A 12,384-nucleotide genomic window follows, 5' to 3' on the forward strand; every position below is an offset into this window, starting at 1 on the left:
GCGGGTGGGTGGGTCAGGGTTGGGGGCGGGGAACCTGGAGGGGCAGCGGGGTTCGGGCTTCCGGGAGGGGGTCGGGTCTGGGGCCTCGGACGGCGCTGTTGCCCAGAGGGGTTTGGCCCAGGACTTCGAAGATGGCCTCGCCCGGGACCGCCGGGTGGAACCACGTGCCCTGGCCCTGCTGACAGCCCATTTCGCGGAGTATGTCGACCTGGGCGTGGCTGTCGATGCCCGCCGCCACCAGGGTCAGCCCGGATTCCAGGCCGAGCCGCACGATCGTCGAGGTGAGCACGGTCAGATGCGGACACGTGCCGACCTCGGCGACGAACGAGCGGTCGATCTTGAGCGCGTCCACCGGCAGTCGGCGCAGGTAGGTCAACGACGAGTGACCGGTGCCGAAGTCGTCCAGCGACAACCGCACGCCCAGCCGCCGCAACACCGCGATCCGGCCGAGCAACACCTCGTCGCCGTCGGGCAGGACGTTGTCGATGATCTCCAGGGTGAGCGCGGTGGCCGGCAGGTCGGCCGCGTGCAGCGTCTCCTCCAGCACCTCCAGGAATCCCGGACCGGTCAACTGGCGGGCGGCGAGCCCGACCGTGACGCCGATCTCGTGGCCGCCCGCGCGCCAGGTCGCGGCGGCGAGCGCGCTCTCCTCGAGGAGGCGGCGGCCCACCGGTGACAACCGCCCGTCGGCGCCCGCGGTCAGCCGCACGTGGTCGGCCCGGGCCGGCACCGCGCCGTCCTCGACCCGACACAGCGCCGCCTCGACGTCGCGGACGCGGCCGGTGTCCAGGTCCACCACCGGCTGGTACGACACGGCCAGCCGTCCGTCGCGGTCCACCCGTCGGCGGCCCGCGGCCCGGGCCGCCCGGCGTTCGACGTCGGCGTCCATGTCCGGGGTGTAGACCTCGACGCGGCCCTTGCCGCCGTCCTTGGCCCGGTACATCGCGGCGTCGGCGTGCCGCATCAGGTCGGCCGGGGCGATCCCGGGCGCGGAGAAGGCGATCCCGATGCTGGCCGCGACCCGGACCTCGCCGTCGGCGATCCGGTACGGCGCGGACAACGTGGACAACAACCGCTCGGCGATCTCGCGGATCGCGCGGGGACTGGGGTCGCCGACCAGGAGCGCGGCGAACTCGTCGCCGCCGAACCGGGCCACGGTGTCGCCGATCCGGACCGCGTGTTCCAGCCGGCGCGCGGCCTGGACGAGCAGTTCGTCCCCCGCGGTGTGCCCGTAGTTGTCGTTGACCGCCTTGAACCCGTCCAGGTCCACGAACAACACCGCGATGGTGGGGGTGACCCCGCGCCGCTGGGCCAGCGCGTGCTGGATCCGGTCCTCGAACAGGGCCCGGTTGGGCAGATCGGTGAGCCGGTCGTGGAAGGCGTCGTGTTCGAGCTGGGTCTGCAACTTGATCCGGTCGGTGACGTCGCGGCTGTTGAAGATCAGCCCGTCGCCGTAGCGGTTGACCGCCGACTCGGTGTGCAGCCAGGTGCCGCCCGCCGAGCGGATCCGGCACTCCACCCGCACCATCGCCGGGTCCGCCTCGCCGGCCGGCAGCGTGCCGTCCAAAAACGCCCGCAACTCGCGCTGCACCCGGGCGCTCTCCTCCGGGTGGATGAGCAGTTCGAGCCGGGTGCCGACCAGCTCCTCGGGCTCGAACCCGTACACCCGGCGCACCGCGTGGCTGACGTACTGGAGCACGCCGTCGCTCGCCGCGATCATGATCACATCGCTGGAGCCCTGGACCAGGGAGCGGAAGTGGCTCTCCTTGGCGGACAACTCCTGGGCCATGAAGACGTTGTCGACCAGCGTGATGCCCTGCCGCAGCACCAGCGTGACCAGTACGGTCGCGCCGACCCCGAGCACCACCTTGTCCGGCGCGTGGCCGGCCACCGCGCCGCCGAGCACACCGGCGGTGCACACCGCGGCGGCGATGTACGGGGTGAGCGCGGACAACATCGAGATGGTCCGGTGCCGGGGCCGCTCGTGCGCCTCGACCCCCTGGCCCGTCCACGGCGCGATGGCGAGCAGCAGGCTGCCCGCGAACCAACCCGCGTCGAGCAGGCCGCCGGAGCGATATCCGCTGTTCAGCCCGGGGGTGGTCCACAGCGCGTCGCTCATCACCGTGACCGCGAGCCCGACCAGGGCCAGATTCAGCGCCGCGCGATCTCCGGAACCCGCCCGAAAACGCAATCCGAGGACCATGCTGATCATCAGGATGTCGAGCACCGGATAGGCGAGCGTGAGCACGATCTTGATGATGTCCGAGCGGTCCCCGCTGGTACTGCGGGCCAGCGCCAGGCTCCACCCGAGGGTGAACAGCGAGCCCGCGATCAGCCAGCCGTCCAGGGCCATGCAGGTCCACGCGGCGATCCCGCGCGGGCGTTGCGCGACGAGCAGCAGGCCGACGATGGTGGGCGGCGCGAACAGCAGGAAGATCACATCGGTCGGCCCCGGCGTGGGCACCGGGACGCCGAGCACGACCTCGTACCAGCCCCAGATGCCGTTGCCGAGCGAGACCATCGTGGCGGAGAACGCGAACAGCGCCCAGGACAACCGGGCCCGACCGGCCTCGTGCACGGCCTTGAGCGCACACGAGACCGCCGCCACGGCCGCGGCGGCGGCCAGGCCGAAGTCGCCCATCGCAAGCGACAGTGTCGGATTGCCCCAGCCCTGGAGCGCACCGATCGCATACACGAGGCACAGCGGCACGATCAGGTACTTCAACTGCCGCTGCGCAGGGGTGTCGGCCAAGATCAGCAGCCGCACCGGGTCGTCGTGGCTAGGCCACTTCGGCAGTGGTCCCCCGGCATTCCGCACTCCCCTCTGCCCGAAGTCGCCGCCCCGGCGCTTCTTGGCACACCACCGGCCCTCACACCCCGGCCGTGAGGCGGGGCGGTCGGCGCCGGCGCGACGGGGGTGCGACACCCGACCGTGCGCGTCCCTCAACGCCCCACGACTCGGACGATACACCAACCCGTCACTGTGAGCTTGTCTTTCTCAACACAGAGTAACTAATGATGCCCAGCATGGGAGTCCCTTCCCGTGCATTTGTGACAAAGTCCCGACACTGGGCGGAAAAAGGGGCTCTGATCAGGGCAAACCTGGGAGTTTCAGGGAGCGCCGGAGGGCCGTCGCGGGCCCCGAGAGGGCATTCGGAGCCCTCCCGAGGGCATGGCGGGGCTCGATCGGGACCACGGATCGATGCCCGACCCGGCGGCCGGCGGCGCGCCGGGAGAACTCGGACGGCGGAGCGCGGAACCGGCGCGGACGGGCGCGGAGGGCTCACGGGCGGAGCGGGACGGGGCTCGCGCGGGCTCGCCGGCCGGCCCGGGCCTCAGTTCCGTTTGAGCAGCACCGCGCCCGGCTCCCGGGCCACCTCGGTGAACCCCTGCCCGATCAGGTAGGCGATCCAGTACCGGGCCCAGTCCTTGTTGTCGCCCCACACCTCGATCGCCGCGTAGCCCGGACCCGGCAGGATCGTCGGGAAATCGGTCACCCGCGCACGTGCGGTCAACTGGGGCGAGAAGCTCATCGTCGCCGACACCGTGGCGTCGTCCGGGACCTGGTCGAGCACCTTGTGCGCGGAGCGCACCCGGTCCTGGACCATCCAGGTGCGCTTGTGCAGCAGATCCATCAGCGGGAAGTCGCGCGCGAACGCCATCGACACCGCCAACGGCACGATCGCCGCCTTGACCGCGTAGCGGCGCAGCCAGTCCACGTGGGACGCGCGCAGTTTCACCACGCCGTCCACGAACGCGGCGAACACGATGGGCATCAGTACCGCGCTGTAGTGGAAGTAGGTGCCCCAGTAGAACGTGTTGCTGGAGGTGAACCGCCACAGGATGGTGGGCGCGAGCATCGCCACCAGCGGCGAGCGCAGCGCGATGAACCCCGTGGGCAGCAGCAGCATGAACAGGGTCATCCACTTGACGCTGGGGAACACCATCGACTTGGGCAGTTCGATCACCAGATCGGTGAGCGGCACCTGGCTCAGCGAGGTGGACGGGTCGGCCGCGCCGGAGCGCTGAGACGAGTCGAGATTGCCCCAGAACGCGTAGGTGTCGTTGGGGTTGATCGCCGGCAGCAGGACGAAGATCGCCAGCGCGAACGCGGTGACGCCGATCAGCACGTGTACGAGGGCCAACTTCCAGCGGCGCAGCACCAGCAGCGGTACGGCCGCGGCGGCCAGGGTCAGTCCCAGGTCCTCCTTGACCAGCACCAGCGGCAACCACCAGGCCAGCGCCTGGACGTGCCGGCCGAGCAGGAACCGGTCGAGACCGAAGGCGAGCAGCGGCACCGCGAACGCGATCTCGTGGAAGTCGAAGGAGATCGCCGACTGGATGCCCCAGGACAGCCCGTACGCGATGCCCACGCCGGCGGCGCCGAGGCCGCCGAACGCGCGCGCGGCGATCCGGGTGATCGGGACCACCGAGATCGCGACCAGGAACGCCTGGGCCACCAGCAGCGTGGCGGGGCCGGGGAAGATCCGGTAGATCGGGCCGAGCAGGGCCAGGATCGGGTGGAAGTGTTCGCCGAGCACGTTGAACCCGGGCGCGCGGATGTCCGACACCGGCGCCTCGAAGTGCGCGTACGACCGGACCACCTGTTCGAACAGGCCCAGGTCGTACGCGTGCGTCTCCATCCGGCGGTGGCGCAGCAGCGAGTGGGCCGTGTAGATCGCGAAGAAGATCGCGGCGAGCAGATACGGGAGGCCGCCGGGGCCGATCCGGTCCCGGGCGCGCTCGACCACGGTGCGCAGGCGGAGGTCGTGTTCACTCGATCGGGGGGCGATGATCGCCCCCTCCGCGACCGCCGGGGCGGTTGGCGCGTCGCCGGGCGCGGCCGGTCCCGATGCCTCGAACCGCGCGTGAACAGCGCCGTGCGCCATCCTCCTGTCGTCCATGTCTCTCCGTCCCGGTCGCGTGCGCGGGGCACACCGTATCGGTGCCGGCCCCACGCCCCAGCAGAGCGCGACCGGACGGTTTTGGTTGCTCAACGACGCACGATGTTGACCGGAGTCACCCCTTCGGACCAGCGTTCGAGCTGCCCGCGGATCAGTCGCAGGGCGCGTGGCAGGAAGGCGGACGAGCTGCCGCCGACGTGCGGGCTGATCAACACGCCGGGGGCGAAGCGCAGCGGGTGGTCGGCGGGCAGCGGCTCGGGGTCCGTGACGTCCAGGGCGGCCCCGAGCCGCCCGCTCCGCACCTCGGCGAGCAGCGCCTCGGTGTCCACGACGGGGCCGCGCGCGACGTTGACCACCAGCGCGCCGTCGGGCAGCCGGGCCAGGAAGTCGGCGTCGACCAGGCCGCGGGTGTCCTCGGTGAGCGGGACGGTGAGGATGATCACGTCGGTGTGCGGCAGCAGGTCGGGCAGTTCGCTCATCGCCCGGACCGGTCCGTGTACGCCGTCGCGCGGGGTGCGCGCGACCCGGACCACGTCCACCTCGAAACCCTGGAGCCGGCGGTCGACGGCCTCGCCGATCGCGCCGTACCCGAGGATCAGCACCCGCTTGTCGGCCAGCGCGGGGTAGAACCCGGCGCGCCACTCCCCCGCGTCCTGGCCGCGGACGAAGCCCGGGATGTCGCGCAGCGCGGCCAGGGTCAGGGCGAGGGCGAGTTCGGCGGTGCTGGTCTCGTGGATGCCTCGGCCGTTGCACAGCAGTACGCCGGGCGGCAGGTACGGCAGCACGTGCTCGTAGCCGGCGGTGAGCGTCTGGATCATCCGGAGCCGGGGCATGTCCGCGATCCGCTCCAGCGTGTGCGGGGCGAACGTGTACGGCAGCACGTACAACTCGACCTGGGCGGCGGTGTCGGGGATCGGGCCGTCGGCGCCGTCGTAGACGTCGATGCGGGAGCCCGTGCCGCCTTCACCGCCTTCACCGCCCTCACCGCTCAGCGCGGCGGGGATGGGGGCGAGTTGTTCGAGGCTGTAGGGGACCCAGATCCTGCCGTCGCTGACCATGGCAGGAACTGTAGATGTCGGGCGGCGATCCATCCGCCGGGGGGCGGAGGGCGCATTAGGGTCGAGGAGTCCCGAGATGGTGGGTGGTGTTTCCGGTGCGCAGTAGGCGTCCGAGGGCCGGTTGGTCCTCCCTCGTGCTCGTCGTCGCGCTGGCGACCGGGCTCGCCTCGTGTGGGGGTGGCGGCGAGTCGGCCGATCACCAGGCCACGCCCGTGCGTTCGGCCACGCCCGGGACCGGGGCGCCGAACGTGCCGGCCGGGCCGACCGCGGCCAAGCCGCCCGAGCCGGTCGTCGCCGGGGAGTTGGCCCGGGACCTGAACACGCCGTGGGGTGTGGCGGTGCTGCCGGATCGGGACGCGCTGGTGTCCTCGCGCGACACCGGGACGATCACCCGGTTCGGGCCGGGCACGGTACCGCCGGTGCCGGTCGGGACCGTACCCGGCTCGGTGCATCGTGGGGAGGGGGGTCTGCTCGGGATCGCGGTGTCGCCGAAGTTCGCGACCGATCATCTCCTCTACGCGTACCTCACCACCGATCGGGACAACCGGATCGTCCGGATGACCTACGTGCCGGGGCAACCGCTGGGGCAGCCCGAGGTGGTGCTCGAGGGGATCCCGGCCGGCTCGAACCACAACGGCGGCCGGATCGCGTTCGGCCCGGACGGCATGTTGTACGCGGGCACGGGCGAGGCCGGGCACAAGGAGGCGGCGCAGGACAGGTCGTCGCTCGGCGGCAAGATCCTGCGGCTGACCCCCGACGGCAAGCCGGCGCCCGGCAACCCGTTCCCGAACTCGCCGGTGTGGAGCCTGGGGCACCGCAACGTGCAGGGCCTCGCCTGGGACTCCACCGGGCGGCTCTGGGCGAGCGAGTTCGGCCAGGACACCTGGGACGAGCTCAACCTGATCCGTTCCGGCGCCAACTACGGCTGGCCGGAGGTGGAGGGCGCGGGCGATCGGCCCGAGTACATGAACCCGGTCGCCCAGTGGGCCACCGACGACGCCTCGCCCAGCGGCATCGCGATCCTGGGCGACGTGGTCTACCTGGCCGGCCTCAAGGGCGAACGGTTGTGGCAGGCCCCGATCCTGGGCTCCACCGTGGGCGAGCCGAAGGCGTATTTCCAAGGCCGGTACGGCCGGTTGCGCACGGTGGTCGCCGTCGGCGGCGAGTTGTGGTTGGTCACCAATACGACGGACGGCCGGGGCACGCCCCGGAAGGGCGACGACCGGATCCTGCGGCTGGTGCTGAGCTGAGGATCGGCCGGTGGGGCGCCTCGGGCCGGCGTCCGAGGCGGGCGTTAGCGTGTGCGCCCGAGGGAGGGCATACATGGACCGGGGCCTGGTGTTGGTGCTGCGCGAGCTTTCCGAAGCCGACGCGGCGGGTGTCTTCCCGCGCTTGGTGGGACTGCGCGGGATCGACGCGCTGATGCCGAACGAGGTGTCTTTGTCGGACGCGCTGGTCGCCGAGATCGCCCGGATCGGCAGCGGCGCGGAGCTGGTACGGGCCGCCGCCAACCCACGCTTGACGGCGAGTCAGCTGTGCCGGCTGATCGAGGCGGGGGGCGACGCGGTGATGGCCGGGGCCTTTCCCCCGGACGTCGAGTCGCCGGACGTCGAGTCGCCGGAGGGTGGGGCGCCGGGGGGTGTGGCGCCGGGGGGTGTGGGCGGCGAGGGCTCCGTGGGCGACGACTCGGCGGATGTGCTGGATCGGGCGCGGGCGGAGCTGCGGCGACCGGGCACATCCGCCGAGCGAGCCGTCGAGTTGTTGCGCGCCCATCCCGTCCTCGCGCACACCGCGCGCCAGGCCGGCGGCGTGCGCCTGTTGCACTCGCCCGACGCGGCGGTGACCCGCACCGAGGCCCTGGACCAGGCCGGATCGGCGTTGCGGGCCGGGGTGTTGGCGCCGCGCGAGATCCTGCTCCGGATGCGCCCGGCCCGGGTCGCGACCCAGGTGCTCGCAGTGGTCTCGCGCGAACACGCCTATGTCACCGGCGAGATGGCCGTACACGAACTGCTGCGGCCCGCGATCGTGGCGACCCTGGGTACGAGTTCGGCCGCGTGGGCACATCTGGCCCGGGCGCTCGGGCGGTTCACGGGCACGCTGCCCGAGCTGTTCGCCGAGTCGACGGCGCACACCGGAGAGGCCGCGATTCGGGTGCCGGCCGCCGTACGCCCCTCGGTGGGCTTCCTGCTGCGCCGCCTGAACGAGGACGAACTCACCGCCGTCATACCCCACTTGGACGATGCGACGGCCGTCGCGCTGCTCCCGGGCAACGTCCCGCCGCTGGCCCACGTCGCCGAAGCGGCGCTGCGGTGCGGCCACCCGGCGCTGTTGGCCGCGTTGGCCGAACACCAGCATGTGGGACGGCAGTACGCGAGCCGCCTTCGCGACCTCGGCGACGACGGCCTCGACCTGCTGCTGGTGAACAACGACTCGGGGGTCACCGCCGAGCTGCGCCGGGAGATCTACACCGGCCGGCGACCCGGGCGGCCCGTCGCCCCGATGCACCCGGATCTGCGCATGCGGCTCATGGAGACTCCGGCCTACAGCGCGGAGTACGAGGCGATGGCCCGATCCGGCGATCCGGCCGTGGTGGACTTCGCGCTGCCGCGCTGCGAGGCCCGCAAGCTGCGGCGCATCGACTGGATCGATGTGGTGCTCAACCTGTGGGAGCGCGCCGACCCCCTGGTCACGCGCGATGTCCTCGCCCGCCACCGCGACCTGTTCCCGGACCGGATCCGGACCACGGCCGAGGCGGCCCTGGATGCCGAAGACCCCACACCGCTGCGGGAGTTGCGCGCCAAGTGGGACCGAGGCCCACGCACCGAACCACCCGTCCCGGAATACCGCCGACCGCCGGGCGAGCGACTGCGGGACAGCCCCCTCGAACAGTGGCACTCCTGGCTCGTCACGGCGGCCTCGGACGGCGACGTCGACTGCGAGGAGATCGTCCAGCACGCCCGCCCGGTCCGCTTCGCCCTCGAAGCCCTGGTCTCCGTGGACACCCACCACTGGTCCAGGGCAAACCCCCGCCCGGCCCTCGCCCGCCTCGCGAAACGAATCGGCCCCAACCCGGAGGCCTGGGTCGTCCTGGCAACCCTGACCCCCGACTTCGAGGGCACCCTGACCGAACTCGCCGACGTCTGCGCAGCGGCAGCGGGGTAGGCCACAGCGCGTGCCGGGGCCGTCGGCCGAAGGAGAAATGGACGACGGGACCTCGAACGGGAACGAGGGTCGGCCCGTGCGCGGCCTTTCCGGGTGGGGCGGGTGCTTTCGGCGGGGGTTGCGCTTGTGGTTGCGGGTGGCCGGCGCGGGGCCGGCCTGAGTCGGTGATGGGCCGCTGCCGGCGGGCGGGGCTTCGAGGCTTGGGGCTTGCGGCGAGGCGGGTGCGGTGGTCGGCGGAAAAGCGACCCGCAGCGGCGGACAGGGTGGGCGCTCGGGTCGGGTTCGCCGGGCGTGCGTTCCCGAGTGGGTCGAGTGATTTCGGGCGGGCGTTGCGCCTTGGGCTGCGGGTGGCCGGGCCGAAGCCGGCCTCAGTCGGTGGTGGGCCGGCGCCGGCGTGCGGGGCTCCGAGACCCGGGGCTCCCGACGAGAGGCGCGTGTCGGTCGGCGAAAAAGCGACCGGCAGCGGCGGACAGGGTGGGCGCTCGGGTTGGGTTCGCCGGGCGTGCGTTCCCGAGTGGGTCGCGTGATTTCGGCGGGGGTTGCGCTTGTGGTTGCGGGTGGCTGGTGCGGGGCCGGCCTGAGTCGGTGATGGGCCGCCGCCAGCGTGCGGGGCTTCGAGGCTTGGGGCTTGGGGCTTGCGGCGAGGCGGGTGCGTTGGTCGGCGAAAAAGCGACCCGCAGCGGCGGACAGGGTGGGCGCTCGGGTTGGGTTCGCCGGGCGTGCGTTCCCGAGTGGGCCGCGTGATTTCGGGCGGGCGTTGCGCCTTGGGCTGCGGGTGGCCGGGCCGAGGCCGGCCTGAGTCGGTGATGGGCCGCCGCCGGCGTGCGGGGCTCCGAGATGTGGGCTTCCGGTGAGACGGCCGTGTTGCTCACCGAAAACCGGCTGGCAGCGGCCGGCGGGGTGGACGCTCGGGTTGGGTTCGCCGGGCGTGCGTTCCCGAGTGGGTCGGGGCAACCTGGAGGGTTTTGGTGGTTTTGCGGGAGGGGGTGGGGTGCGGAATCGGATCTCGGCGGGTGATTGTGGGCTGCGGGTTTCTGTGACCTGCGGTTTTGCGGGGTTGGGGTGGAGAGTCGGGTGTCGAGTGCCGGTTTTGTGTGCCCGGGCCTCTTCGGCGCGCGTGTGGAGACCGAAACCGCCTGGTCGAAGTCGGCTTCGGGCGCTGCGTGACCTGTCTCGCCGAAGGCGGGCCCATCTCGGTCGATCTGAACCACGACTGCTCGGAGAGTTGCAGTGGCTCCCGCAGCTCGGCAACGGCCTGGTCGGCTTGGCGGAAGTCGTCGCGGATCCGACTCACGACGGTGAACCCGAAGACGTTTCATCCCCCTGACTGCCCGTCACGAAGCGTCCGTCGTGATCGATGAGGGACATCCCGGATGCCAGAACGCGGGCAACGTCGGCGAAGTACTGCTCGTCGGCATCAGGGGCAAGACCGAGGGGGACGCCCTGGCCGAGGCCGACGAACAGTGCCCTGAGCGCGGTGGTCAGGCGTTGTGCCTGTTGCGAGGTAACAACGCTCCCGTTGTGCGATCTTCCGGCGAACATCTCGATCAGATGGTTCTCCTGCGACCGGATGGAAGTCGCGAGTTGGGCCCCCAGATCGGGGTCGTGCAGGGCCATGTCCAGCAGGGTGATCTGGAGCGACAGGGCAGACCGGGCGTCGGGGGCGTCACACATACGCCGGTAGTGCCGGGCGAAGGCGTCGACCGCTTCGAGCAGATCCAGTTCGGCTGGAATCGCCTGCTCGATCTCTTCGTAGTACGGCCGCAGGTAATCGGCGACGAGGGCGATCACCAGGCCGTTCTTGCTCCCGAACAGTGAGTAGATGGCGCCGGTGGTCAGGTCGGCGCGTTCGGCGATCTCATCAAGCCTGGCCCGGTATCCGTCCCGGGAAACGACATGGAACGCAGCGTCCAGCAGGGCACGGCGGTTGCGTTCCTTGGCTTCCGCTCTCGTCATTCTCATAATTCGATTATTACCGTAATCTTGTTACGCAACCAGTCGGATCGAGGTTCGAGGAGGAACGCTCATGGCCCAGGTCATGGCACTGCGGGTGACCCGCCAGACGGTGGGGGCCATCGCCGATGGCGCCTTCAAGATGTTGCTCGCCGCCGTCTACATCGCCGGCGCTGCCCCACTCGGCCGGCTACTCGGCACGCCGGCCTGGCTGATGGTTGTCTCAGGCGTGGCCCTGCTGATCGGTGGTGGCATCGAGATCGGATATACGCGCAGCCGATCGATGCGCACCTACACCCGGCTCATGGTCGTCTACGACAGCGGCTGGGCGCTGACGGCACTTGCCGGCGCCCTGATGGCATGGCAGGGCGGCAGCACCGGGGGCGAAGTCTGGATCGGTTACCAGACCGCCGCCCCCATAGCGTTCGCCGCACTACTGATCGCCGCCAAGCCCGCCCAGACCGCCTCGGTTTGAGCGAGACAACGAACCCGTCCCCGCCTCGCTCAAGCCGAGGCACCCCAGGTCGGGCACTCACACTGCCTCACCCTCGGCGAGACCGGACGCTGCGGCCTCGCGGAGGTCGTCGAGGGGACCGAAAGTGCCCGGTGAGGGTCGAAACCGGATCCCGAGGCGCCTTCAACGCCCGTCTCTCCGCGCCGACCTGCGGTTTTCTCTCACGCCGAGATCACGGCACCCCACACCGTCCGGTTTTGTGAACCCCCGCCACCCACACACCGACCTCACACCGGAAACGCCCGGCCCACTCGGGAGGGCTCCCTGGCGGACTCGACCCGAGCACCCTCCTGCCCGCCGCTGCCGGCCGCTTTTCGCCGACCAACACGCCCGCCTCGCCGGGATCTCGAAGTCTCGGAGCCCCGAGCGCCGGCGGCGGCCCACCACCGACTCTGGCCGGCCCCGCACCGGCCACCCGCAACCCAAGACGCAACGCGCGGCCGGAAAAACCCGGCCCACTCGGGAACGCACGCCCGGCGGACCCGCCCCGAGCACCCCCCTGTCCGCCGCTGCAGGTCGCTTTTCCGCCGAGCAATGCGGCCGCCTCGCCGCAAGCCCCCAAGTCTCGGAACCCCGCACGCCGACAGCGGCCCACCACCGACTCCGACCGACCCCGCACCGGCCACCCGCAACCCAAGACGCAACGCGCGCCGGAAAAACCCGGCCCACTCGGGAACGCACGCCCGGCGGACCCGACCCGAGCACCCCCCTGTCCGCCGCTGCAGGTCGCTTTTCCGCCGAGCAATGCGGCCGCCTCGCCGCAAGCCCCCAAGTCTCGGAACCCCGCACGCCG

7 protein-coding genes are annotated in these 12,384 nt (G+C 71.5%); 3 read left to right on the forward strand and 4 right to left on the reverse strand.

Going from position 1 to position 12,384, the window contains the following annotated elements; genetic code table 11:
* Positions 1–13 precede the first annotated feature (13 nt).
* From ACFRCG_RS31250 to ACFRCG_RS31260, 3 genes are all read right to left on the reverse strand, one after another.
* Entirely contained in the window at positions 14–2,767 is a 2,754-nt protein-coding gene (locus tag ACFRCG_RS31250; RefSeq protein WP_380037596.1) for a putative bifunctional diguanylate cyclase/phosphodiesterase, read from the reverse strand.
* 568 nt (positions 2,768–3,335) lie between these two features.
* Positions 3,336–4,904 carry a DUF2079 domain-containing protein gene (locus ACFRCG_RS31255; protein WP_380037598.1) on the reverse strand — a complete coding sequence of 523 codons (1,569 nt, stop codon included), beginning with the start codon at positions 4,902–4,904 and terminating at the stop codon, positions 3,336–3,338.
* Positions 4,905–4,993: 89 nt separating this feature from the next.
* Positions 4,994–5,962: a 2-hydroxyacid dehydrogenase gene (locus tag ACFRCG_RS31260; protein ID WP_380037600.1), complete on the reverse strand. Its 969-nt coding sequence runs from the start codon at positions 5,960–5,962 to the stop codon at positions 4,994–4,996.
* A gap of 95 nt (positions 5,963–6,057) precedes the next feature.
* Between ACFRCG_RS31260 and ACFRCG_RS31265 the strand changes: the two genes are divergently transcribed.
* The gene (locus ACFRCG_RS31265; RefSeq protein ID WP_380037602.1) at positions 6,058–7,212 is read left to right on the forward strand and encodes a PQQ-dependent sugar dehydrogenase; all 1,155 of its coding nucleotides are present in this window, start codon (positions 6,058–6,060) and stop codon (positions 7,210–7,212) included.
* 73 nt (positions 7,213–7,285) lie between these two features.
* Complete coding sequence (locus ACFRCG_RS31270; protein ID WP_380037604.1) at positions 7,286–9,124, forward strand: hypothetical protein; 1,839 nt, start codon at positions 7,286–7,288, stop codon at positions 9,122–9,124.
* A gap of 1,290 nt (positions 9,125–10,414) precedes the next feature.
* Here the strand turns inward: ACFRCG_RS31270 and ACFRCG_RS31275 are convergent.
* On the reverse strand, positions 10,415–11,080 hold the full coding sequence (locus ACFRCG_RS31275) for a TetR/AcrR family transcriptional regulator (RefSeq protein WP_380037606.1): 666 nt from the start codon (positions 11,078–11,080) through the stop codon (positions 10,415–10,417).
* Positions 11,081–11,150: 70 nt separating this feature from the next.
* On the opposite strand from ACFRCG_RS31275, the gene ACFRCG_RS31280 reads away from it, so the two are divergent.
* On the forward strand, positions 11,151–11,552 hold the full coding sequence (locus ACFRCG_RS31280; RefSeq protein ID WP_380037608.1) for a hypothetical protein: 402 nt from the start codon (positions 11,151–11,153) through the stop codon (positions 11,550–11,552).
* Positions 11,553–12,384: the final 832 nt, after the last annotated feature.

Source organism: Embleya sp. NPDC056575, assembly GCF_042793325.1.
In the GTDB taxonomy this organism is placed as follows: domain Bacteria; phylum Actinomycetota; class Actinomycetes; order Streptomycetales; family Streptomycetaceae; genus Embleya.